This is a genomic window from Megasphaera sp. An286 (assembly GCF_002163455.1).
Lineage (GTDB): Bacteria > Bacillota > Negativicutes > Veillonellales > Megasphaeraceae > Megasphaera > Megasphaera stantonii.
On the sequence record NZ_NFIY01000004.1, the window covers coordinates 60,497 to 84,136 of the forward strand.

The following is a 23,640-nucleotide window of genomic DNA, read 5'->3' on the forward strand; positions in this document are numbered from 1 at the left end:
CGTTATGTATATATAAGGGGTAATGAAAATGACACGAGAAGAATTTCGCCGCCTGCTGGAGCAGGGAATCGTAGTCCTGGACGGGGCGACGGGGACGAATTTGCAGCAAGCCGGCATGCCTGTCGGCGTATGCCCGGAGCAGTGGATATTGGAACATAAGGAAGCCCTGCTGGATTTGCAGCGCCGCTTCGTGGAGGCAGGGACGCAGATCCTCTATGCGCCGACCTTTACGGGAAACAGGCTGAAGCTGGCCGAATATGGTCTGGAAGACAAGCTGACGCAGATAAACGGAGAACTCGTCGCCCTCTGCAAGGAAGCGGCCCAGGGCAAGGGCTATGTTGCCGGCGACATGACGATGACGGGGCAGCAGCTCTATCCGATGGGCGAGCTGACGTTTGACGAATTAGTATCTATTTATAAAGAGCAGGCGAAGGCCTTGTATGACGGCGGCGTCGACTTGTTTATTGTCGAAACGATGATGAGTCTCCAGGAGACGCGGGCCTGCGTGCTGGCCATTAAAGAAATCTGCGATTTGCCGATTATGGCCAGCCTGACCTTTGAAAAAGACGGCCGCACCCTGTACGGTACGCCGCCGGAAGCAGCCGTCGTCGTGCTCCAGTCTCTCGGCGTCGACGCCGTCGGGGTGAACTGCTCGACGGGACCGGAAGACATGGCAGCTATGATTCGGACGATGTACGATTACGCTGATATTCCCTTGCTGGCCAAGCCTAACGCTGGATTGCCGGAATTGGAAGACGGCCGGACAGTGTATCGCATGACGCCGGAAGAATTTGGCCGCGACGGCAAACTTCTCGTCGAAGCGGGGGCCCGCATCGTCGGCGGCTGCTGCGGCACGACGCCGGAACACATCAAGGCTTTGAGCGGCGCCGTGCGGGATATGCCGCCCCGACCGATTCGGGCCGTACGCCGCCGTGTACTGGCCTCGGAACGGCAGGTAACGGAAATTTCCTTATCCGGGCCCTTTCAGATTATTGGCGAACGCATCAATCCGACGGGGAAGAAGGCCCTGCAGGCGGAACTGCGCCAAGGGAAGCTGTCGTTAGTCCGCCAAATGGCCCGGGAACAGGAACAGAACGGCGCGGCGATTCTCGACGTCAACATGGGCACGAACGGCATCGACGAAAAGGCTATGATGGTCAAGGCTATTTATGAAATCACGGCCGTATCGGGATTGCCCCTGAGCATCGACTCGAGCTATCCTGAGGTCATTGAAGCAGCGCTGCGCATATATCCCGGCCGTGCCCTGATCAATTCTATTTCCTTTGAACGGGAGAAGATCGACAAGCTCCTGCCGATTGCCAAAAAATACGGAGCCATGTTCATCGCCCTGCCCCTGTCGGACGAAGGCATCCCCGCTACGTTGGAAGAAAAGCATGCCGTATTGGATTCTCTGCTGGCGGAGGCCTACGCCCAGGGCTTTACGAAAGAAGATATCGTCGTAGACGGGTTAGTCGCCACTGTCGGCGCGGCGCCGACGGCGGCCCTCGACTGCCTGGCGACGTTTGTCCACTGCAAACACGGCCTGGCCCTGCCGACGGTATGCGGCTTATCCAATATTTCCTTCGGCCTGCCTGGCCGGGCCTACGTCAACATGACCTTTTTGGCGATGGCGATTGCCAGCGGCCTGACTATGGCGATTGCCAATCCGTCGCAGGACATGCTCATGAACGTCGCCGCGGCATCGAATATGCTCATGAATAAAGAGGGCGGCGATATGGCGTATATCAAGCGGATGCAGTATTTTACCGCAAAGGAAGAAGAGCGGAAACGGCAGGAAGCGGAAACGGCACAACGCTCTCAGGCAACTGGAGGGCAAGCTGCCATCCTCTCTTCCGACAAAGCGGCTGCCGATCCAGTATATCAAGCCGTCCTCGATGGGGAACGCGACGCCGCTGTCCGCTATGCTGAAGAAGCCGTGGCTCGGGGCATGTCGCCGGAGCAGGTTATCGACGAGCTCCTGATTCCGGCCATTAACCGCGTCGGCGAGCTGTACAACCAGCAGGTGTATTTCCTGCCCCAGCTCATCGCCAGTGCCAGCGCTATGGAACGGGCTATTGCCCTGCTCGAGCCGCTTATTGAAAGGAAAGGCCAGAAAGAATCGGCTACGGTCGTCATCGCGACGGTAGAAGGCGACGTCCACGACATCGGCAAGAACCTCGTCGGCCTGATGCTGCGCAACTACGGCTACCGCGTCGTTGATTTGGGAAAAGACGTGCCCGCTTCGGCCATCGTCGCCGCGGCGCTGGAAGAAAAGGCTTCGATTATCGGTTTATCGGCCTTGATGACGACGACGATGATGCGCATGAAGGACGTCATCGCCGAAGCGGCGGCGAAGGGCTACGGCGGCAAGATCATCATCGGCGGGGCCGCCGTAACGGCCAGCTTTTCCGACGAAATCGGCGCCGACGGCTATTCGAAGGATGCGGCGGACTGCGTCAAGCTCGTGTCGGATTTGTTGTCCTGTTAGGAGGAAACGCCTGTGAAGCTGCGAATATTAGTAGACAATTATACCTTTATCGACCAGTACTACGTCGGTGAGCCCGGCCTTTCCTACTATTTGGAAGAAGACGGCAAGACTTGGCTGTTTGACGCCGGCTATTCGGATATATTCCTGAAAAATGCCTTTGCCATGGCCCTGCCGATGCATGCCCTCGACGGCGTCATCATTTCTCACGGCCATAACGACCACACGCGAGGCCTGCTGTACCTGAATGAGTGGTATGAGAAGCTGGGACGCTACGGCGTGCCCCTGCTGGCCCATCCGGCAGCCTTTGCGCCCAAGCGCGTCAGGACGCTGGACATCGGCTCGCCCATGACGGCTGAAGCCCTTTCAGGCGTCTTCGCCCTGCGCCTGGAAAAGAAGCCCTTGTGGCTCAGCCCTAAGCTGGCGTATTTGGGAGAAATCGAAAAGACCAATTCCTTCGAAGGACATCATCCTATCGGCAAGACGAAGGTCGGCGGACAGTGGGAAAGCGATTTCGTTTGCGACGACACGGCGCTGGCCTATCGGTCGGAAGAGGGGCTGGTCGTCATTGCCGGCTGCTCTCATGCCGGTATCTGCAATATTATCGAGCAGGCTAAGCGCGTCTGCCGGGACGAGCGGATTGCCGCCGTCATCGGCGGATTCCATTTGATGAATCCGGATCCAGATGTATTGGAGCAGACCGTCGCCTATTTTAAGGCCCTTCAGCCCGGCGTCGTCTACGCTGCCCACTGCTGTGATTTCCCGTCGAAGTGTGCCTTAGCCGACGTCGTGCCGGTCAGGGAAGCCGGCGTAAATTTGGCGTTGGAATGGGTATAGGAGGTCGTCATGAATCAACTGCGGTATAACTGGGCGATAATCGGCTGCGGTACTATCGCCCATGAATTTGCCCAAGGTGCGGAACGCCTCGGCGGCCGCATATATGGCGTAGGGAACCGGACCCGGGAGAAGGCCGTAGCCTTTGCCTGGCAGTACGGCATAGAAACAGTGTACGACCGGCCGGAAGACGCGGCGCACGATCCCAACGTAGACATCGTCTATATCGCCACGCCCCATAATCGTCATATCGAATACATCCTGCCGGCGCTGCAAGCGGGAAAGCACGTCTTATGTGAAAAGGCCATTACCCTCAACAGCGGCGAGCTGAACCAGGCCATGGAAGCGGCACAGGAAAATGGCTGCATTTTAGCCGAAGGCATGACATTATATCACATGCCTTTGTATGAAGAACTGCGGAAGCGCTTCGAAGGGGGAGCGTTAGGCCGGCTGCGCCTGGTGCAGGCCAGCTTCGGCAGCTATAAGCCGTACGATATGACCAATCGCTTTTTCAGTAAGGAACTGGCTGGGGGCGCGCTCCTCGACATCGGCGTGTACGCCTTGTCCTTTGCCCGCTGGTTTTTATCGTCCAAGGCGACGCAGGTCCTCTCGCAGGTCTCCTTAGCGCCGAGCGGCGTAGACGAGCAGTCCAGTATCCTCCTGCAGAATGAAGCGGGAGAAATGGCCGTGTTATCTTTATCGCTTCACGCCAAGCAGCCTAAGCGGGGCACGGCTGTTTTCGACAGGGGATATATAGAAATCTATGATTATCCCCGCGGCAGTAAGGCTGTCGTTACGTATACAGATGACGGCCGCCAGGAAATCATAGAGGCTGGCTATACGGACATGGCTTTATGTTATGAAATCCTGCACATGGAGCAAGCCGCAGCAGGCGAAGGCAACGCCATGTATTTGCAGTATACGGCCGACGTGATGGAAACCATGACGACGCTGCGGCGGCAATGGGGATTGACTTATCCCGAAGAAGTATAACGATATTCATGAAAAAGGCTCTGATCAGGGCCTTTTTTTGTATGCTTTTTGGCAGCAAAAACAAAAAATATGGGAATGTCTGAGTGATTTGACAGAAAAAACGCAATCTGTCCTATTTACTGTGGTGTTTTATTGTAATAAAATTAGGTACAGATTAAAGAACATCGTCTTGTGCCGGCGTCGAGACCGAAAGGAAGGATGCGTTATGTATTCGCATACAACAAGAAGACAACAACCTGTTTCGACAAAATCACTTTGCATGACTGCCGTTTGTATGACTGTCGTATTTATGATGACGTTTATGGCGCGTATTCCCATTCCCTTTGGCTATGCACACTTAGGCGACGCCGTTATTTTTCTGCTGATCCTGTTTCTTCCGCGCCGTCAGGCTGGATTCGCCGCATCTATCGGCTCGGCCTTTTCGGATTTGTTAGGCGGATTTCCTGTATGGATTGTTCCGACGCTGGTCATTAAATGGGTTATGGTAGAGATAGTTTTCCGTATGGCTGCAATGCCGGCAAAGGGAGAAGGTCTCTCGGTCTTGTCCCTGCGGACGCTGCTGGCCTTTTCTGTATCGGCGTTGTGGATGGTCGTTGCCTATGCCGGATCGGGCGCCTTGCTATACGGTAGTGCCGGCGCCGGCTTGCTCATGACGCCGGGACTTATCGGCGAAGGCATTGTCAACGTCGCGGCGGCCGTGGCCGTCGGAGCGGCATTGCAGAAGGCGGCGGCGTGTTTTTAGGGAAACGAGGTAGCGTATGAAGCATCAGAAAAAAATTGCCTTGATCAACGACGTGACTGGCTACGGACGCTGTTCCGTCGCCGTAGAGCTGCCGATCATTTCGGCGCTGAAAATACAGGCCTGCGTATTGCCGACGGCGATCTTGTCGGTTCATACGGGATTTCCGACGTACTACATCGACGATTATACGGACCGGATGAAGTCGTACATGGAAAACTGGAAGGAAAACAATTTGACCTTTGACGGCATATCGACGGGATTTCTCGGCTCGGTGCAGCAAATCAAGCTGGTGCTGGACTTTCTGCGGAACTTTAAGAAGGAAGGCACGACGGTCATCGTCGATCCTGTCATGGGGGATTACGGCAAGCTCTATTCCTCGTATACAGAAGAACTGTGCCGCGGCATGCGGCATCTGCTGCCCTATGCCGATGTCATCACGCCGAACCTGACCGAAGCATGCCGACTTTTACAGATTCCTTATCCTGAAGATGGCCGTACCACGCTGGCAGAGCTGCGCGATATGGCCGGAGCATTATCGGGGTTAGGGCCGGGAAAACTGGTCATTACGGGGATTCACTGCGGGGAAGACATCGGCAATTATATTTATGAACGCGGCGCAGAGCCGCAGCTGCTGAAGACAAAGAAAATCGGCAGCGACCGATCGGGAACGGGCGACGTTTTCGCCGGCATCGTGTCAGGCATCGTCGTGCAGGGCCGTCCGCTGACAGAAGCCGTCCGTACGGCCGCCGATTTCATCACTAAGACCATGATATACACGGAAGAATTAGACTTGCCGCACAACTGCGGCTTGGCTTTTGAAGAATTTTTGACAGAATTGAAGTAGGGAGGAAAAATTCATGATAGTGTATGCCTATGACAAGGGAGAATACATCACTCTCGAAGAAAGCTTAAAACGCCAGCCGGAAGGAAAACGCGCTATATACGTGAACCTGACCAACCGCTGCACGTGCTCGTGCACCTTTTGTCTGCGCAGCATGAAGAAGATGGCCGAAGAAACGACGCTGTGGCTTAAAAAAGAACCAACTGTCGCCGAAGTACAGGCCTTGCTCGACGCTGCGCCGTGGGACTACGTGGGCGAAGTCGTATTCTGCGGATTCGGCGAACCGACAGAACGGCTGGAAGATTTAAAGAATTTGCTGGCTTATGTAAAGCAGACCCATTCCGATGTGCTGACGCGGCTGAATACGAACGGCCTGTCTGACCTGTCCTATGGCCGCGATACGGCACCGGATTTTAAGGGCCTCCTCGATACCATTTCTATCAGTTTGAACGCATCCAATAAGGAACGCTATTTGGAATTGACCCGCAGCCGCTTCGGCATACAGTCCTATGACGCCATGCTGCAGTTTGCCCAGCGATGCAAGCAATACGTGCCGAACGTCGTCCTAACCGTCGTCGATCACGTCGAAAACAGCGAAGAAATCGCCAAATGCCGGGCCATATGCCAGGAACGAGGCCTGACACTGCGCGTGCGCGTCTACGAAGACTCGTAAAAACGTGCCGGTTGCATAATTTATATATCTAAGAATCAATATACTGTTCGGTTTCGGCCGGGCAGTATTTTTGTATGGAAATTATTATTTTGTAGAAAAATATATTTAGTACAGATAGCAATGACAATCGTTTGACAATCAGAAATATGATATGCTATTCTCAATACGTGCAGCAGCTTATAGTAACGGTTCAATATTTTCAAAGAAATATGCTGACTTCAGGAGGAGAGAATAGATGATAAAGGTGCTTTTTGTTTGCCATGGGAATATTTGTCGGTCTACCATGGCGGAGTTCGTTATGAAGGAATTGGTGCGGCAGCGGGGGTTTGCCGATTCGTTTTATATTGCTTCGGCGGCGACGAGCCGGGAAGAAATCGGAAACGATACCCATTGGGGAACGAAGGAGAAACTGCGCGAGCAGGGAATTCCTTTTACGAAGCGCAAAGCCGTGCAGATTACCAAGGCCGATTACGAGGCGTACGATTATATTGTCGGCTTTGACCGGGAAAACGATTATGAAATTCGCCGCATTTGCGGGCCAGACGATGACGGCAAAGTATACTCTCTCTTGTCCTTTGCCGGTCTTGACCGCGAAGTGGCCGATCCGTGGTATACGGGGAATTTCGATAAGACCTATGAAGATGTCGATATGGGCTGCCGGGCGTTATTAGCGTATATATTGCAGAATAAGTAGGTGGAAACTTTGAGACGATGGTGAAGCTGATGTTTTCATGAGGGAGGGAAGAAGATGCGGGAGGTAAGCTGTTGGGACGGTTTGTGTGTCGGAATCAGCGGGACGACGCTGAAATGGCTGGCCTTGATTTCCATGACCATCGATCATATAGGCGTGTTTTTCTTTCCCGGATGCATGGAGCTGCGTATGATTGGCAGGGCAGCGTATCCTATCTTTGCCTATATGATAGCCGAAGGCTGCGCTCATACGCGTCGTAAGCAGCGATACTTTCTTTCTGTTTTGGGAGTAGGACTGCTGTGCTCTGTCGTCAGTTATATAGCCGATGGTAATTTGTACCAATCTATTTTCATTACCTTTGCCTGTTCGATTGCCCTTATTTTCGGATTATCTTATGTGACGCAGTACCGTCAGGTCCGACGGAGCGCTTGCCTGGCGATGTTTGGAACGGCAGGAGGCCTCGTTTTCTTATATGTTCTGTGTCATGCTTCCTTTGTGCCGGGCTTTGCTATAGATTATGGGTTTTGCGGCGCCGTTACGCCCGTCATGATTTGGCTAGGAACGACGAGGACGCAGAAACTGGCTGTTCTGACGTTCGGGCTGTGCTGTATTTCTCTGGAGCTGGGCGGCGTTCAGGCCTTTTCCTTAGCGGCACTGCCTCTTTTAATGTTATATAACGGCCGGCGCGGAACGAACGGCGGGAAATATATATTTTACCTGTATTATCCGGCTCACTTAGCCATTTTGTACGGCATTGTCCAAAGGCTTCGGCTATGATACCGGGATTGGCTGTTGTATAATATGCGTAAATTGTCTTTTGTCTCTTTTATGATGTGGTATAATATGTATATGTAAGGATATTCCGTTATAGAAAGAGGTGCCGTATATGGATAAGCAAATATTGGATTTTGTAGTAGAACAGACGCATGCGCTTATGGCCGCCCCGTCATGCAGCCAGGAAGCGAAAGCCGCGGCCCAGGCTTGGCTTGATGCCGTTGGGACAGACCGGGAAGCGGAAGAAACGAAGAAGTATATTGCCGAGCTGGAAGGGGATATCATGCCGATCGACATGCTGATCCAGTTTGCTGAATCAGACGGCGGCGTCCAGGTTTTCGGCGAAGAAACGGCGAAAGCTATTGCAGCCCATGCCAGAGACATTCAGTCTAAGGGCGCTGTATATTGTGATTGTCCGGCCTGTTCGGCGGCTGCTGCAATTTTGGAAAAGAAAGACAGCCTGTTATAATTCAATATAGTTTTCTAAATGACACCTATCTACGGTGTCATTTTAGTATTCGGATATAAATTGATATATGAGATTGGAAGGATGGTACATTGTGGAAACATGGCTTGATTTGCATATGCATACGAAATACAGCATGGACGGGGAGTTTGAGCCGGCTGATTTGATGCGGCAGTGCGCTGGCGCCGGTCTGCGGGCGGCAGCCGTTACGGATCACGACGCCGTAGGCGCTCTGGACGAGGCAAAAGCCGCGGCGTCAGCCTTGCAGCTATCCTTTATTCCGGGAATCGAAATCAGCTGTCAGCATAAGGGCAAGAATTTCCATTTGCTGGGATATGGCATTCGCTATCAGGCTCCGGTCTTTGCCGAATTGGAACAGGATCTGCACGCCCAGCGACTGGCTATTTCCGAAAAGGTCCTCGATGCCGTCGAAGGATTAGGCATCTATCTGAATCGGCAGGCCATATGGGACATGGCTTCCAGCGGCGTCGTCGCTTCGGTCAATATTGCTAAAACGGCGTTAGAAGACCCGCGCAATGACGGGAATCCCCTGCTGGCCCCCTACCGGCCCGGCGGCGCTCGCAGCAATGCGCCGTATGTCAATTTCGGCTGGGATTTCTGCGGCCAGGGAGGGCCGGCCTTCGTTCCCATGGTTCTCATGCCGTTCTCCCAAGCCGTCTGCATCATACAGGAACACGGCGGCGCTGCCGTGCTGGCCCATCCGGGAGCGAACATGAAGCAAAATCGGGACATAACGGAAGACTTAATCGCTCAAGGCATAGACGGCATCGAAGCGTACTGCAGCTATCACGACGACGATACGGCGGCTTTTTATGCAGCTATCGCTAACGAGCACGATTTGCTTGTTACGATTGGCAGCGATTATCACGGGCGGGCTAAGCCGCATATTCGCTTGGGGCAATACGGTCATCCTGCGCCGCAGGCTACGTTCGACGCGCTGTGCCGCATCATTCAGGACAGAGACGGGGACGTATGCCTATGAGCCAGATGAAATTTTATATACACGCGCTGGTTTGCTGTATCTGCTGGCTGGGCGCTCTAACTGTCGCCGGTGCTGAGGCGAAGCCGGCAGATGCAGCTGCTGTACAGACAGAGGCAGTACAAGCCATTCCGGACAAGGAAAAGCTGCCGCATGCTAACAGAAAAGAAGAAATGCGCCGATATGATCCCGCTGCTGACAGAAGCCCAGCTGAAGACATTCCCGTTGTCGAAACGAATTTTTCCTTTGCCGAACCGCTTCTGGTGCGGCCCGATACGAAAGGGATCGTCATCCATCATGTAGGCGTGCCGTCCGGCGACACGTCGGCAGAGGCCATTCACAAGGCCCATTTGGCGAAAGGCTGGGCCGGCATTGGCTATCATTACGTAATCCGAAAGGACGGTACGATTGAACGAGGCCGTCCGCTGGTCACCGTAGGCGCTCATGCTCAGGGCCATAATTACGATACGGTAGGCATCAACGTGACGGGCAATTTCGATACGGAACGGCCGACACCTGAGCAGATTGCCTCGCTGGAGCAACTTCTGGTTTTTTTGTGCCGCATCTACGATATCGAGGCGGGCGTTACGACGATCGAAGGCCATCGCGACGTGAACGCGACGGATTGCCCCGGCGACAACTTATACCGTCTGCTGCCGCAGATACGTCGCGACGTCAAGGTGCAGACGGCAGAAAAAGAGCTGGAAGACGCCGATATATGGGAGCTTCTCAAGAAAGACCGGTAATCCCGGCAAGTCATGCCTATGCGTTTAGCAGGAAAATATGATATAATACAAACCGTGTATATAGTAAGACAACGTAAAACATTACTAAATAGGGCTTTAGCGTACTGTCTAAAGCCCCATTTTCTATGAGGTCAAGCAATGAATCAAGTATTTCAATGGATGAATGACGATGAAAATATTAAAAAGGCAGCGGAGCAGTTTCATCAGCCTGGACGGCACAGCATTTACGGGCTGGGCGGCTCGGCAAAAAGCGCCTTTACGGGAAACGCGCTGGCAGACATAAAGGGGCCGGCGCTGCTCGTCGTGCCGGGAAAAGAACAGGCCGCGGCCTGGCAGACCGATTTGCAGTTCTGGCTGCCCGACATGGCGGTTTTGGATTTTCCTTTTGTCGACAAAGCCGTCTTTACGACGACGGCGAAGAGCATCGAACGGTCGGCGCAGCAGATGCGCGTTCTCGGTTTTCTGCGCGAAGGCCGGCCCGGCGTCGTATTGGCGACGGCGGAGGAAGCTTTTCAGTATGTACTGCCGCCGCAGCGCATTGACGACGGCGCAGTCGATATAAAGACCGGCGCGGAGTACGAACGGGACATGCTCCTGCAGCGTCTCGTAGACGGCGGGTACGAGCGAGTCGATCTCGTCGAGCGGCGCGGTCATTTTTCCGTTCGCGGCGATATTATTGATATATATGCGGTCAACCAGCAGGACCCGCTGCGCGTCGAGTTTTTCGGCGACGACATAGACAGCCTGCGCTTTTTCGACGTCAACAGCCAAAAGTCGAAGGAAGCGGTGGAACAGGTCCGCCTGCTGCCGATTTCACTGGAAGAAGAACAGGACGAACGGGCCTGCACGGTTCTCGATTACATCGGCGACGGCGTCATAATCTGGGACGAGCCCAACCGGATACGGGAAAGCCTGAAAAAGCTTTTGAAGGAGTCCGACGATTATAAAGGCCGCCTCTGTCCCTGGCAGAAGGCTGTGACGGCAGAACGGGCGGCTAGTCAAATCATGCTGTCCCTTATGGCCCAATCCGTGCCGGACATGCCGGCTGACTCTTCGTCGAGCTTCGCCGCAAAGATGATGGCAAGCTTTCAAAAGCAGTTTACCCTGCTGAAGGATGAGCTGAGCCACTGGCAGAAAAACGGCAATACGGTTCTCTTCGTATTGGGGAGCCGCGAGCGGACGGCGTCTTTGACAGCTTGGCTCCGTCAGCAGGACGTGGAGCCGCAGTTGTATGCCGCAGACAAACCCTTGCAGAAAGGGGCCGTGTACACAGCAGACGGCGAAATCCGCAGCGGCTTCGAGCTTCCCTACGCCAAGCTCGTCGTTTTGGCCGAGCGGGACGTATACGGCATGCAAAAGCGCCGCCTCCGCCATCATGCGGCCAAGGGACAGGAAATCAACGTATTTACGGACCTGAAGCCCGGCGACTACGTCGTCCACGAGTCCCACGGCATCGGCCGGTACGAAGGCATTAAGACCATCGAGCTGGACGGCGTGCATAAGGACTATTTGGAAATCCATTATGCCGGCCAGGATATCCTGTACGTGCCGACAGATCAGCTGAAACTGCTGCAGCGCTATATCGGAAATGAAGGGACGACTCCGAAGCTGCACCGAATGGGCGGCAACGAATGGCAGAAGGTGCGGAAAAAGGCCCAGAAATCGATTACTGATTTGGCGGAAAAGCTCGTCGCTTTGTACGCTAAGCGGGAAATCGTTCCGGGATATGCTTTTCCGGCCGATACGTCCTATCAGAAGGAGTTTGAAGACGCCTTTCCCTATGAAGAAACGGACGACCAGCTGCGGGCTGTCCAGACGATCAAGAAGAGCATGGAAAAGCCCTTTCCCATGGATTGCCTCGTCTGCGGCGACGTAGGCTTCGGCAAGACCGAGGTCGCCATGCGGGCCATTTTCAAGGCCGTCATGGGGGGCAAGCAAGTCGCCGTCCTCGTGCCGACGACCGTATTAGCCCAGCAGCACTTTCAGACCTTCAGCGAACGGTTCGGCCCCTTCGGCGTAGCCTGCGACGTACTGAACCGTTTCCGCTCGTATAAAGAAAAGAAGGACATCTTGGCCCGTACGCTCCGCGGCGACGTCGACGTCCTCATCGGCACGCACAGCCTGCTGAACAAAAAGGTAAAATTTAAAGACTTAGGCCTGCTCGTCGTCGACGAAGAGCAGCGTTTCGGCGTGGCCCAGAAGGAAAAATGGAAGGCCTGGGCCGCCAATATCGACGTGCTGACCTTGAGCGCGACGCCGATTCCCCGGACGCTGCACATGTCCTTGGTCAACCTGCGGGAAATGTGCATTATCGAGACGCCGCCGACAGACCGCCTGCCGGTGCAGACCTATGTGACGGAGTACAACGCCCGTATCGTCCGCGACGCAGTCATGCGTGAAAAGCGGCGGGGCGGACAAGTATTTTTCGTCTACAACCGCGTCGAATCCATCGAGACGATGAAGGACGAGCTGCAGGCCCTGCTGCCGGATATTACCATCGGCATCGCCCACGGCCAGATGGCAGGGACGCTGCTGGAGCAGATCATGTTTGATTTTTACGAAGGAAGATACGACGTGCTCCTGTGCTCCAGTCTGGTAGAGAATGGGCTGGACGTGGCTAACGCCAATACGATTATCGTGTACGATGCCGACCATTTCGGCTTGTCCCAGCTGTACCAGATGCGCGGCCGCGTCGGCCGGAGCCATCGCATGGCTTACGCCTATTTCCTGTATCGCCGCGATAAGGTGCTGTCGGAAGTGGCAGAAAAACGGCTGCAGGCTATTAAAGAATTTACAGAGTTGGGATCAGGCTTTAAGATTGCCATGCGGGATTTGGAAATCCGCGGCGCCGGCAACCTGCTGGGCCGGGAACAGCACGGCAACATTGCCAGCGTCGGGTTCGCCATGTACTGCCATATGCTGGAAGAGGCTATTGCCAAGGCCCAGTCCGGCAAGCCCGCCGAGCCGGAACGGCAGGATACGGTCATGGAAATCCATGTCGACGCGTTTATTGACGACGAGTATATCAGCAACGGCGGCCAGAAAATCGAAATGTACCAGCGCATGGCCCTGCTGCGGACTGAAGAGGAACTCAACGCCCTGGCGGCAGAGCTGGAAGACCGGTACGGCAAGCCGACGAAGCCCGTGCAGACGCTGCTGCAGGCGACGAAGCTGCGCTTGCAGGCCCAGGATCAGCACATCGTGTTGATTTCGCAGAAGAGGGACGTGCTGGAACTAAAATGGCAGTATCCCAACCTGCTTCCCAAAGCGAACCAGCTGGATATATCCCTGCGCCGCCGCGTGCGGCCCGTGCCGGGTAATCCGCTGATGCTGCGCGTGTCCCTGGCTAATACGCCGGATATACTGACGCTGCTCTCCGAGCTGCTGACTACGTTTTCGAAGCTGAGAAAGGGGAATCCCCTTGAGTAAAACTTCTTTTTTGCAAGGCGCTATGGTTCTGACCGTCGCCGGTATCGTCGTAAAGATACTCGGCGGCGCGAACCGCATCCTGTTGTCCCGGCTGTTGGAAGGCGAAGGCATCGGCTTATATCAGATGGCCTATCCCTTGTATATCTTATTTCTCAGCATTGCCGGCGCGGGCATACCGATCGCCGTCTCCATCATGGTAGCCGAACAGACGGCTAAAGGGAACTACAGCGGCGCCAAGCGTATTTTCCATATTACCCTGGCCGTCATGACCTTGGCAGCCTTAGGCTGCGGCGTCGTCATGGCTTTTGGGGCGAAGGCCCTGATTGCCTACGGACTGGTCCGCGATGACCGGGCGTACCTGCCCCTGCTGGTGCTCGCGCCGGCCCTGACAATTTCCATCGTAACGTGCTGTTTCCGCGGCTACTTCCAGGGGCTGCAGCTCATGACGCCGACGGCAGTGTCGCAGATGGTCGATCAGTTTGTCCGCGTGTGCACGATGCTTGTCCTGGCCTGGCTGCTGTTTCCGTACGGATTGGAAATCGCGGCGGCTGGCGCTACCTTCGGCGCCGTGCCGGGGGCGGCGGCCGGATTGGCTGTCATAGCCTTCTTGTATTACCGTCACAGCCGCGCGCCCTTGCCGGCTGACGAGGGGCAGTTTGCGCCCTGCCGGGCCGTTTCGGTTATCCGGCGGCTTGCCGTCCTGGCCGTCCCCGTCGCAGCGGCGAACATGCTGCTGCCGGCCGTAGCGAGCATCGACCTGTTTATCGTGCCGCAGCGGCTGGAGGCGGCCGGATATACGATACACGAGGCGACGACGCTGTTTGGCTATCTCACCGGCATGGCCAACGGCCTTGTCCAGCTGCCGACGATATTGACGATTTCCCTGGCGACGAGCCTGGTGCCGGCCGTTTCGGCAGCCTATTCCAAGGGACAGACTGATCTGGTCTTGAAGCGGGCCCATACGGCTATGCGCATCGCCAACATCATCACGGTGCCGAGCTGCTGCGGCCTGGCCGTATTGGCCGTGCCGATTTCGCAGATGCTCTACGCGACACCTGAAGCCGGCCCGGCTATCTGCGTGCTGTCCATATCCGTCTTTTTTATCGGCGTGCAGCAGATTACGAGCGGCCTGCTCCAAGGCATGGGGCATACGGCCATTCCTTTGCTCAACATGGCCGTTGCCGCCGTATTTAAAATCTTATTCAGCTGGCATTTGACGGCGATTCCCTGGCTGGGGGAAGTCGGTGCGGCCTGGGCTACGAATATTGACTTAGCCGTGGCGACGATTTTAAATTTGTATTTTGCCCATCGGCTCATTGCGTACCACGTGCAGTGGGGATATGTTGCCCGCTTGTTCCTGTCGGCTGCGGCTATGGCCGGGACGGCCTGGTTTGCATATCACGGATTATTGCTGTTTTTGGGCAATACGGGGGCAACGCTCGCCGCGATCAGCTCGGCCGGGGCCGTATACCTCCTCTGTCTGTTCTTATTCCGTGCCGTCGCCGCCGACGATCTTCGCCGCGTGCCTGTCGTAGGCGCGAAGGTGTCATCGCTGCTCGGCAGGCTGGAAAAATAACTTGGAAAAAGCCTGAAAGGGGGATACGTCATGGGAACTATTGAAATCATTCCGTTAGGGAAGGATGCGGCTGGCTGGGAGCGTTCGTTTGAAGAAACGTACCGGCCTGTCGTGGACTATTTAGTCAAGACGTCGTATGTGAGAGATGTCGTGCATACCGTGCCGGGCGGACCGGCTATGGCCGAAAAAGTCCGCCAGATGATCGATGACGCGCTGAAGGAGGAAGCGGCGCAGGGGCACATGCCCTTCGATATGGCGCCTATCGTAGACGTCATGGCCAGGCTGCGCGGCCCGAATGGCTGCCCGTGGGATATTGCCCAGACCCATCGGACGCTGCGCCGGTTCCTACTGGAAGAAGTATACGAAATGCTCGACGCCATCGACCAGGGCGACGACGCGGGAATGCGGGAAGAACTGGGCGACGTGCTGTATCAGGTCGTCATTCACTCCCGCATCGGCGAAGAAGAAGGGCTTTTCTCCGCCCAGGATATCGTCCGCGATATTACGGAAAAGATGATTCGCCGCCATCCCCACGTTTTTAGCGAAAAAAGCCTTGAAAACAAGGGTGAGAGTGTGTTAAACTGGGATAGATTAAAGCAGGGCGAAAAGCGCCAGCATCATGACCAGATGCTGGACGGCGTCGTCAAAGGACTTCCGTCTCTGCTGCAGGCCTATAAGCTTCAGGAAAAAGCGGCCAAGGTCGGCTTCGACTGGGATAAGGACGAAGACGTGCTGGCTAAGCTGGACGAAGAATGGCAGGAGTTTCAGGAGGCCCTGCAGGAGCAGGACGGAGACCACGCGGAAGAAGAAGCGGGCGACGTGCTATTTGTCTTTGCAAATGTATGCCGGCATTTTCATATCGAGCCGGAATGCGCGTTACATCGAGCGAACAGCAAGTTTCGCCGCCGGTTTTCTCACGTCGAGCAGCGCGTTAAGGAATCGGGCCGTTCGTGGAACGAGTTTTCCTTAGACGAACTGGATTCCTTTTGGAAGGAAGCCAAGGACTTGGAACGGCGCGGCTGCGGCGACGGGGAATAGGTTGGCTGTGAAGATAGATGTAACCAAATAAAGGAGGACTTGTAATGAACAAAACAGAATTAATTGCGAGTGTCGCACAGAAATCTGATCTGACGAAAAAAGATGCTGAAAAAGCGGTAAAGGCTGTATTTGAAGCCATCAGCGAAAGCTTGATCGAAGGCGATAAAGTACAGATTATCGGTTTCGGCACTTTTGAAGTTCGCCAGCGCAAAGCCCGTGAAGGCCGCAATCCGCGCAACAACGAACCGATTCAGATCGAAGCTTCCAAGACACCGGCATTTAAAGCTGGCAAACAGTTAAAAGACTTGGTCAACAATAAATAATGTCGTAAAACGAGGGCCGCATAGTACACGGCCCTTTTCTTTACTTGATTTTTGTCGTAACATAGAGATAGTAAGGTAATCGTATCTTCTACCCAAAAGAAGGGATTTGTATGACGAAGAAAAAAGTCCTGATCATGTCGGCGTCGATCGGCACAGGACATACGCAGGCAGCGCGCGCAATAGAAGAATATGTGAAAACGATTCCTGCCGACTGGGAGGTAGAGCACGTCGATTTTCTTTCTAACGACGTCTTGTCTATCGATAATATCGTCAAGGAGACGTATATCAAAATCCTGGACTTATTCCCTTTATTATACGATTTGATGTACTACTCTTCTCAGGGCTATAAGAAGGGCATGGCAGTTAAGACGCTCATTTCTTGGGGGCTGAAGCGCCGCATGCTGCGCGTTTTAGCCGACAAGAAGCCGGACGTTCTCGTCTTCACCCATCCGTTTCCGGCCGGCGCGGCGGCTCTGCTCAAGCGTCAGCGCCGCTTAACGATTCCCCTCGTCGGCATCATTACGGATTTTGCCATTCATCAGCTGTGGGTATACCCGCAGATCGACGCGTATTTTGTTGCCGCGTCTCCCCTGAAAAAGCTGCTGACCGAGCAGGGCATCGACGGCCGGAAGATTACCGTGTCGGGAATTCCCGTCCGCAGCGCCTTTAAGCAGGGCACGTGGCGCTGGGATGAAGACCATCAGCGCAACAAAAACGTCCTCATCATGGGCGGCGGATTGGGCATGGGGTCTATCCGCCAGTCTCTGGTACGCCTTGACAAGCTGGACGATGTCGATAGCTTTACTGTCGTTACGGGATATAACGCCGATTTATACGATGAAATTTATCAGCTTCGCCGCGAACTGCGCCATCCCGTCAAGGTGCTGGGCTATACGAACCGTATTGCCGAACTCATGGCGAAGGCGGCCCTTCTGGTCACGAAGCCGGGAGCGCTGACCTGTACGGAAGCGGCGACGGTTCAGGTGCCGATGGTGCTGTACAGCCCTATTCCCGGACAGGAAGAGGCGAACGCCATGTACATGCAGGAGAAGGGCTGCGCCCGCTGGGCGAAGGGTCAGGAAAATCTGGCCGTCATTACGGCAGATTTGCTGCGGCACCCGGAAAAACTGCAGGCTATGTCAGAGGCCAGCGTGTCGTGCCACCGCGATGGAGCGCGTATTATTGCGACTCATATTCGTCAGATTGTATTTCCGGACGATGAGGAATCCCTGTCGGTCTGCGGCAGCGAATATTCTCACGAATCAATATAACGAAGCCGGATGGCCCATAGTCTTCGCTATGGAGGCAGCATCCGGCTCTTTTTATAGGAGGAATGGCAAGTGAAACAGACTACTACACGGCGGCCCCGCCAGACCCGGCAGCCGCGCCGCCCCAAACGCTCGTCATCGCGGCCGTGGATCGTCCTGCTGTGTCTTATCGCCTTATGCATCGGTGCGTATTGGCTCGCCGGCGACAGGGACACGGGCAGGGAGCCGTCGTCGGATCGGCAGATGGAGCAGATTGAAACGGTTCGCGACGACGGAAAAGACGCCGTATATACAGATACTTCTCAGGAATTAAGCGACGCTGTCGCCGCTTGGCTTAAGGAACAAGGGGCCGACATACAGGAGCTGAAGCGCGAAGAGCGAAGCGAAGATCGGCAGGCGACGGGCGGCACGATTTACTGGACGACGCGCAGCACTGCCGTAACGCCGTCAGAGCCCTTTTCCCGGGAAAAACTGGAAAAATTCCTGCAAAAGAGCGGCGGCAAAGCGTCTATATACCGGGTGACACAGACGAAGCTCGACGGGCAGGACGCTGTAGAATACGATATCGCTTACTTCGATATCCTCGACGGCGACCCACTGTACCTGGTGACGGACAAGCTGTACATTTTGCCGGTACAGGAAAAGGGCGGCTTAGTCAAGAATATAAAGGATATATTCACGGAATCGTCTTCGCCTGACGAAGAAACAGATAAACAGGCGGAACCGAAGAAAGCCGTAACGGAATCGAAGCCGAAGCAGGCTGAGCCGAAGCAAAGCCATCCGGCACAAGTACAGGGACGGCTGGCCATCGTTATTGACGACTGCGGCGTCGACCTCGATACGTTGTCGCGTATGAATTCCATTCCCGTCCCGCTGACATATGCCGTCATGCCGTATAAGGCTCATACAGCCGAAGCCGCCGCCAGCGGCTACAGCGCGGGACGCAAGATATTTGTGCACATGCCCATGCAGCCTCTGAACACGACGTCGTCGGAAGAAATATTTATCGGCGGCGACATGAGCGACAGCAAGATTCAGGCTACGGCTAATGAAATCCTCGATCAGGTGCCCTATGCCGTCGGCATGAACAACCACCAGGGATCAATGGCCACGGCAGACGAACGCATCATGAAAAGCGTCATGTCCGTTATGAGGCAGCGCGGGCTGGCCTTCCTCGACAGCCGCACGAACAGCGCCTCCGTAGGCGAGCAGACTGCCTCGGCTATGGGCGTCATGACAGGCCGCAATAACCTGTTCATCGACAATGATTCCGATGTGGCTTCTATTAAAGAACGGCTGCGTCAGGGCGGAGACATGGCGATACGAAACGGCAGCGCCGTCGTCATCGGCCACTGCCGGCCGAATACGGCGCAGGCTCTCAGCGAAATGGTCGATGAGCTCCATGCCAAGGGCGTCGACATCGTATTTGTAACGGACTTGATGTCGTAGCGGGGGAAGACTATGGATATAGGGGATAGTACGATTTCTATATACATTCTGATATTCGTCATGGGCGGCGGATTTTTGGCAGGCTTCGTCGACGCCATTGCCGGAGGCGGAGGCCTTATTTCCCTGCCGGTGCTGCTGGCGACGGGCATGCCGCCCCATCTGGCTATCGGTACGAATAAATTTTCCGCTACCTTCGGCGCCGTCATGAGCGCCTGGCAGTTCTGGCGGGCCGGCAAGGTAGACGTCCACCTGATGAAGATAGCCCTGCCCTGTACCTTCGTTGGAGCCGTGCTGGGCTGCGCCTGTATGCTTCACCTGTCGGCCCAATGGCTCCAGCCGATTATCATCGCGGCCCTGGTGGCGACGATTCTCTTTGTTTTCAGCCGGGGAAGCTCTATGGGAGCGGTCAATACGTATCAGGGCGAGACGAAGAAGAACCTGGCCTTAGCCATGGCCGCAGCCGGCGCTATCGGATTTTACGACGGTTTCATCGGTCCCGGCACGGGAACCTTTCTCATCGTGGCCTTTGTTTCCCTGGGCTTTGATTTCATCATCGCCGCCGGCAACGCCAAGGTGCTGAACCTGATGAGCAATCTGACCAGCTTCGTCCTCCTCGTATACTGGGGAAAAATATTGTATATTTACGGCGCGGCGATGGCCGTTTGCCTGTTTGCCGGCGCATATTTCGGCTCCCGTCTGGCGATACGGCGCGGTACGGCCTTTGTCCGGGCGATTATGCTCGTCGTGACGACCGTGTTAATTGTTAAGCTGGCCTTGGATTACGCCGGATTACTATAGCGAAGGAGGAAATGCGATGATGGAATCTGCTCAGAAAACGGTCTTCATCAGCGGCGGCACGTCGGGCATCGGCCTGGCGGCAGCGGAAATTTTACTGAAAAGAGGCTGGACCGTCGCGGTCAGCGGCCGCAGCGCTGAGCGGGGCAAGGCGGCTCTGGACTATTTGAACGCCGGCAGCCGTGCCGTATATATGAGCGGCGACGTAGGCAATGACGAGGACTGCCGCCGCATGATCGGCGAAACGGTTCGTCAGTTTGGACGGCTGGACGGCCTCGTTACGTCGGCAGGATATTATGAAGAATGCCTGCTGGAATATACTGACGATGAACAGGTGCGGAAGATGTTTGCTGTCAACGTGTACGGCACGATTTCTTTGTGCAGATATGCTCTGCCGTATCTCAAAAAGACCTGCGGCAGCATCGTCACCGTAAGCAGCGACGCCGGCCTGCAGGGAAACGTGGCCTGCTCGGTTTACGGCGCGACGAAGGGGGCCGTCGTGGCTTTTTCGAAATCCCTGGCACTGGAGGCGGCGCCCCATCAGGTGCGGGTTAACTGCGTTTGTCCCGGCGACGTAGAAACGCCGCTCTTGGAAAAGCAGCTGCAAGGCGACCCGTCCCGGACGATAGAATCCATGAAAGAACAGTACCCCTTGTACCGGCTGGCGAAGCCGCAGGAAGTGGGGAAGGCTATCGCCTTTTTGCTCAGCGACGATGCGTCGTTTATCACCGCTGCGGCACTTCCCGTCGACGGCGGTTTGACAAGCTGGTAAAAACATGGGAAAATAAATTAACTCATCAAATTTGCGCAAATGAGGTGGTATATATGTCAGAAGAAATGAAAACAGTAGAACAGCTGCAGGAAGAAATTGCCAAGCTGAAACAGGAATTGGCCGATTTGAAATCCAGTCAGGCTCCGGCTCAGGAAGCTGAGCCCGTCGCTGCGGCCGACCAGGAAATTCCCGGCGGCGAAAGCGAAATGGCCCTGCAGGTCCTCCAGACCATCGAGCAGTCTACGGACGACGTAGACGTCAAGGTTGAGACGCTGTGCCGCTGGGCGGCAGCCCGTGCCGGCGCGATTGTCGTCGCGCCGCTGCTGGGAACGGTAGCTCTCATGGCGAACGAAGTATATCTCGTCAGCCGCATCGCCCGCATTTACAACGTCAAGCTGACCGAACGGGCTCTCATCGCCTTCCTCGGCGCCGTCGGCAGCCGCATGATCGGCACCCTGCTCACGACGCTCATCCCGTTCAGCGTCATTCAGGTTCCCGTAGCCGTAGGCATTACGTACAGCCTGGGCCGCGTAACGCAGCGCTGGATGAAGGACGGCATGCCCAGCGACATGACGCCGTACGTCGAAATGATGGGCGAATGGAAGGACAAAGCCCGCGAACAGGTCGACCGCCTGCGTGAAAATCCCTTGAAGAACGTTCCTCTCGGCGACGAAACCGTCGACTTCATCAAGCGGTGGGGCGGCACGGCTGCGGAAAAATTCCAGGACGTCAAGGAAAAGGGCCAGGAATTATACCACAATGTCCGCCATAAGGACGATTTAGTAGAAGAAATTATCGAAGAAAAAGCGGCGGAAGACGCGGCGAAGGCCGTCGAAGCAGAAACGGCGGACGAATCTGCAGACGACATAGCGGAACAAGCTGCTGCAGCCGAAACAACGGAAGAAGATAAGAAGACTACGGTAGAAGAACAGGTCAAGGCCGCCGTAGAAGACGCCAAGATTCCGCTGGATTAAAAAAGGACGATGCGTATGTGGAAACTGCTGAGCTTTTTCGCCCGTTTTTATACGCCGGGAAAATTTATTCGCTTTATACGGGGAACGGGACGGCGCCTTCATTTCCTGCCCAAGCTGATGACGATTTTTTACTGCATGCAGGATAAGGATACGCCGAAGTTCGTCAAGCTGGCCCTGATGGGCGCCCTGGGGTACGTCATACTGCCTCTGGATTTGGTGTCCGACGCCTTTATCGGTATCGGCTGGCTCGACGACGCCGCCGTCGTAGCGGCGGCCCTGCGCTTGGCCGGAACGTACGTCAAGCCGGAGCACCTGGAAAAGGTACGCCGCATGTTTCCCTTTGCTAACGTGTGACGACATAGACAATTCCGATACGGACATCCGTGTTGGGATTGTCTATTTCTCATGAATTGGCGAAATTCCTTTGACAAACATACGCACTCATCGTAAAATGATGTGAGTGTGCTATATAGGAGGATGAATTGGCATGGTTACTGTTACTGAAAAAGTGCGGTTTTATGAAACCGATATGATGGGAATTGCCCACCACTCCAACCACATCCGCTGGTTTGAATGCGGCCGCTGCGAGTATTTAAGGCAGGCCGGCATAGACTTGTTCGAGCTGATGGACGAAGGCATATTATTTCCCATAAAGAGCGTCTCCTGCGAGTACGTCAGCCCCATTAACTACGCCGATACCATCGTGATTGAAACGCGTCTGACCCGTCTGTCGCGGGCCCAGATGACGTATTCATACCGCATTGTGCGCAAAGAAGACGGCGTCCTGCTGGCCGTCGGCACGTCGCAGAACGTGTTTACTCATAAGGATACGGGGACAGTGGCCCGTCTGGACGACAGGCACTACAATAAATTGAAAGCATGGTATGAGCGGGAGGAAGCTTCTGCCCAATAATGGAGGAATGACAAGTGGAGCGGAATAGACAGCCTATCGGCGTATTCGATTCCGGCGTCGGCGGTTTGACTGTCGTAAATAAACTGCGCATGCTGCTGCCTCATGAAAATATCATTTATGTCGGCGATACGAAGCGCAATCCCTACGGTTCGCGTACGCCGGAAGAAATATTTTCATATACGAGAGATATACTGCGTTTTATGAGCGAAAAAGAGGTCAAGCTCGTCGCTATCGGCTGCAATACCGTCACGGCCGTCGCCTACGAGACGGTGCGGCAGGAAGTGCCGTATCCCCTCATCGGCATGAGCCGCGGCATTCGTACGGCTCGGGAGATCAGCGCCAAGAAAAAAATCGCCGTCTTCGCGACGGATTTGACGATTGCCAATCACAGCCATAAAAAAATGGCTGCGGCCATCGATCCGGACATCGAAATTGTAGAACAAGCCTGCCCGGCCTTGGCCAATCTCGTCGAGCGGGGCGTCCTGTCCGGCGAGGAGATCATGGAGCCCCTTCGTCGATATACGGCCCCGGTCATTGCGTCCGGAGCTGATACGGCCATTTTTGGCTGCACGCATTTTCCCTTTGTGCAGCCTTTATTCGAAGAGCTGTGCGGCGATACGATTGCCTTTGTAGACCCGGCTCACGAAATGGCCTTGCAGACGCTGGAAGTGTTAAAGAAGGGCGGCCTTCTCAATCACGACCGCCTGCCGGGATATCTGCGCCTTTGCTTTACCGCCGAGGCCCGGCGCGGCGGCAAGCTGGCCGAGCATCTCATTCCGGCCAACGAATTTACAGTTGAAGAAATATCCTTTGCCTGAGGGCGGAGAAAATTACGGCCTTATCGGATAGATAAGGCGT

At 55.1% G+C, this 23,640-nt stretch carries 23 protein-coding genes; all 23 read left to right on the forward strand.

The genetic code is table 11. From position 1 onward, the window contains the following. Window positions 1-28 precede the first annotated feature (28 nt). The 23 genes from B5F80_RS03160 to murI all read left to right on the forward strand — a co-directional run bounded on the left by B5F80_RS03160 (window position 29) and on the right by murI (window position 23,600). Window positions 29-2,488 (forward strand): homocysteine S-methyltransferase family protein, encoded by a 2,460-nt coding sequence (locus tag B5F80_RS03160; protein WP_087477365.1) that lies wholly within the window; start codon window positions 29-31, stop codon window positions 2,486-2,488. Between the two features lie 12 nt (window positions 2,489-2,500). Further along, the gene (locus B5F80_RS03165) at window positions 2,501-3,322 is read left to right on the forward strand and encodes an MBL fold metallo-hydrolase (RefSeq protein WP_087477366.1); all 822 of its coding nucleotides are present in this window, start codon (window positions 2,501-2,503) and stop codon (window positions 3,320-3,322) included. Between the two features lie 9 nt (window positions 3,323-3,331). Then, window positions 3,332-4,312 (forward strand): Gfo/Idh/MocA family oxidoreductase, encoded by a 981-nt coding sequence (locus tag B5F80_RS03170; protein ID WP_087477367.1) that lies wholly within the window; start codon window positions 3,332-3,334, stop codon window positions 4,310-4,312. 205 nt (window positions 4,313-4,517) lie between these two features. After that, on the forward strand, window positions 4,518-5,054 hold the full coding sequence (locus B5F80_RS03175; RefSeq protein WP_087477368.1) for an ECF transporter S component: 537 nt from the start codon (window positions 4,518-4,520) through the stop codon (window positions 5,052-5,054). Between the two features lie 16 nt (window positions 5,055-5,070). Beyond that, window positions 5,071-5,898, forward strand: a complete 828-nt coding sequence (locus B5F80_RS03180) for a pyridoxamine kinase (protein ID WP_087477369.1) — start codon at window positions 5,071-5,073, stop codon at window positions 5,896-5,898. 13 nt (window positions 5,899-5,911) lie between these two features. Continuing rightward, a complete protein-coding gene (locus B5F80_RS03185) occupies window positions 5,912-6,568 on the forward strand; it encodes a TatD family nuclease-associated radical SAM protein (RefSeq protein WP_087477370.1) in 657 nt (218 codons plus the stop codon). A gap of 235 nt (window positions 6,569-6,803) precedes the next feature. After that, a complete protein-coding gene (locus B5F80_RS03190; protein ID WP_087477371.1) occupies window positions 6,804-7,262 on the forward strand; it encodes a low molecular weight protein-tyrosine-phosphatase in 459 nt (152 codons plus the stop codon). A gap of 54 nt (window positions 7,263-7,316) precedes the next feature. Further along, window positions 7,317-8,036, forward strand: a complete 720-nt coding sequence (locus tag B5F80_RS03195) for a TraX family protein (protein WP_087477372.1) — start codon at window positions 7,317-7,319, stop codon at window positions 8,034-8,036. 109 nt (window positions 8,037-8,145) lie between these two features. Continuing rightward, entirely contained in the window at window positions 8,146-8,502 is a 357-nt protein-coding gene (locus B5F80_RS03200) for a molecular chaperone Hsp90 (RefSeq protein ID WP_087477373.1), read from the forward strand. Window positions 8,503-8,593: 91 nt separating this feature from the next. Beyond that, window positions 8,594-9,502 carry a PHP domain-containing protein gene (locus B5F80_RS03205; protein ID WP_087477374.1) on the forward strand — a complete coding sequence of 303 codons (909 nt, stop codon included), beginning with the start codon at window positions 8,594-8,596 and terminating at the stop codon, window positions 9,500-9,502. Further along, window positions 9,499-10,245, forward strand: coding sequence for an N-acetylmuramoyl-L-alanine amidase (locus tag B5F80_RS03210; RefSeq protein ID WP_239386293.1), 747 nt, complete (start codon window positions 9,499-9,501; stop codon window positions 10,243-10,245). Before B5F80_RS03205 ends, B5F80_RS03210 begins: the two co-directional genes overlap by 4 nt. Before the next feature lie 138 nt (window positions 10,246-10,383). After that, entirely contained in the window at window positions 10,384-13,674 is a 3,291-nt protein-coding gene (gene mfd / locus B5F80_RS03215) for a transcription-repair coupling factor (protein WP_087477376.1), read from the forward strand. Next, complete coding sequence (locus B5F80_RS03220) at window positions 13,667-15,250, forward strand: polysaccharide biosynthesis protein (protein ID WP_087477377.1); 1,584 nt, start codon at window positions 13,667-13,669, stop codon at window positions 15,248-15,250. The genes mfd and B5F80_RS03220 overlap by 8 nt, the downstream gene beginning before the upstream one ends. Before the next feature lie 30 nt (window positions 15,251-15,280). After that, window positions 15,281-16,288: a nucleoside triphosphate pyrophosphohydrolase gene (gene mazG / locus B5F80_RS03225; protein ID WP_087477378.1), complete on the forward strand. Its 1,008-nt coding sequence runs from the start codon at window positions 15,281-15,283 to the stop codon at window positions 16,286-16,288. Between the two features lie 44 nt (window positions 16,289-16,332). Continuing rightward, a complete protein-coding gene (locus B5F80_RS03230; RefSeq protein ID WP_087477379.1) occupies window positions 16,333-16,611 on the forward strand; it encodes an HU family DNA-binding protein in 279 nt (92 codons plus the stop codon). Between the two features lie 110 nt (window positions 16,612-16,721). Then, entirely contained in the window at window positions 16,722-17,882 is a 1,161-nt protein-coding gene (locus B5F80_RS03235) for a glycosyltransferase (RefSeq protein WP_087477380.1), read from the forward strand. 69 nt (window positions 17,883-17,951) lie between these two features. Beyond that, complete coding sequence (locus tag B5F80_RS03240; RefSeq protein WP_087477381.1) at window positions 17,952-19,328, forward strand: divergent polysaccharide deacetylase family protein; 1,377 nt, start codon at window positions 17,952-17,954, stop codon at window positions 19,326-19,328. A 12-nt stretch (window positions 19,329-19,340) separates the two neighbouring features. Further along, window positions 19,341-20,126 (forward strand): TSUP family transporter, encoded by a 786-nt coding sequence (locus tag B5F80_RS03245; RefSeq protein ID WP_087477382.1) that lies wholly within the window; start codon window positions 19,341-19,343, stop codon window positions 20,124-20,126. 19 nt (window positions 20,127-20,145) lie between these two features. Continuing rightward, window positions 20,146-20,895, forward strand: coding sequence for an SDR family oxidoreductase (locus B5F80_RS03250; protein WP_087477449.1), 750 nt, complete (start codon window positions 20,146-20,148; stop codon window positions 20,893-20,895). A 53-nt stretch (window positions 20,896-20,948) separates the two neighbouring features. Continuing rightward, window positions 20,949-21,869, forward strand: coding sequence for a hypothetical protein (locus B5F80_RS03255; RefSeq protein ID WP_087477383.1), 921 nt, complete (start codon window positions 20,949-20,951; stop codon window positions 21,867-21,869). Window positions 21,870-21,884: 15 nt separating this feature from the next. Then, complete coding sequence (locus tag B5F80_RS03260; protein WP_087477384.1) at window positions 21,885-22,223, forward strand: DUF1232 domain-containing protein; 339 nt, start codon at window positions 21,885-21,887, stop codon at window positions 22,221-22,223. A 133-nt stretch (window positions 22,224-22,356) separates the two neighbouring features. Further along, window positions 22,357-22,782: a thioesterase family protein gene (locus B5F80_RS03265; protein WP_087477385.1), complete on the forward strand. Its 426-nt coding sequence runs from the start codon at window positions 22,357-22,359 to the stop codon at window positions 22,780-22,782. Between the two features lie 14 nt (window positions 22,783-22,796). Next, window positions 22,797-23,600, forward strand: coding sequence for a glutamate racemase (murI, locus tag B5F80_RS03270; RefSeq protein WP_087477386.1), 804 nt, complete (start codon window positions 22,797-22,799; stop codon window positions 23,598-23,600). Window positions 23,601-23,640 lie beyond the last annotated feature (40 nt).

Bases quoted from the DNA above. Each gene is read 5' to 3' on its own strand.
- B5F80_RS03160 (WP_087477365.1), top strand. From the start codon at position 29: ATGACACGAGAAGAATTTCGCCGCCTGCTGGAGCAGGGAATCGTAGTC.
- B5F80_RS03170 (WP_087477367.1), top strand. From the start codon at position 3,332: ATGAATCAACTGCGGTATAACTGGGCGATAATCGGCTGCGGTACTATC.
- B5F80_RS03175 (WP_087477368.1), top strand. From the start codon at position 4,518: ATGTATTCGCATACAACAAGAAGACAACAACCTGTTTCGACAAAATCA.
- B5F80_RS03180 (WP_087477369.1), top strand. From the start codon at position 5,071: ATGAAGCATCAGAAAAAAATTGCCTTGATCAACGACGTGACTGGCTAC.
- B5F80_RS03185 (WP_087477370.1), top strand. From the start codon at position 5,912: ATGATAGTGTATGCCTATGACAAGGGAGAATACATCACTCTCGAAGAA.
- B5F80_RS03190 (WP_087477371.1), top strand. From the start codon at position 6,804: ATGATAAAGGTGCTTTTTGTTTGCCATGGGAATATTTGTCGGTCTACC.
- B5F80_RS03195 (WP_087477372.1), top strand. From the start codon at position 7,317: ATGCGGGAGGTAAGCTGTTGGGACGGTTTGTGTGTCGGAATCAGCGGG.
- B5F80_RS03200 (WP_087477373.1), top strand. From the start codon at position 8,146: ATGGATAAGCAAATATTGGATTTTGTAGTAGAACAGACGCATGCGCTT.
- B5F80_RS03210 (WP_239386293.1), top strand. From the start codon at position 9,499: ATGAGCCAGATGAAATTTTATATACACGCGCTGGTTTGCTGTATCTGC.
- mfd (WP_087477376.1), top strand. From the start codon at position 10,384: ATGAATCAAGTATTTCAATGGATGAATGACGATGAAAATATTAAAAAG.
- mazG (WP_087477378.1), top strand. From the start codon at position 15,281: ATGGGAACTATTGAAATCATTCCGTTAGGGAAGGATGCGGCTGGCTGG.
- B5F80_RS03230 (WP_087477379.1), top strand. From the start codon at position 16,333: ATGAACAAAACAGAATTAATTGCGAGTGTCGCACAGAAATCTGATCTG.
- B5F80_RS03235 (WP_087477380.1), top strand. From the start codon at position 16,722: ATGACGAAGAAAAAAGTCCTGATCATGTCGGCGTCGATCGGCACAGGA.
- B5F80_RS03245 (WP_087477382.1), top strand. From the start codon at position 19,341: ATGGATATAGGGGATAGTACGATTTCTATATACATTCTGATATTCGTC.
- B5F80_RS03250 (WP_087477449.1), top strand. From the start codon at position 20,146: ATGGAATCTGCTCAGAAAACGGTCTTCATCAGCGGCGGCACGTCGGGC.
- B5F80_RS03255 (WP_087477383.1), top strand. From the start codon at position 20,949: ATGTCAGAAGAAATGAAAACAGTAGAACAGCTGCAGGAAGAAATTGCC.
- B5F80_RS03260 (WP_087477384.1), top strand. From the start codon at position 21,885: ATGTGGAAACTGCTGAGCTTTTTCGCCCGTTTTTATACGCCGGGAAAA.
- B5F80_RS03265 (WP_087477385.1), top strand. From the start codon at position 22,357: ATGGTTACTGTTACTGAAAAAGTGCGGTTTTATGAAACCGATATGATG.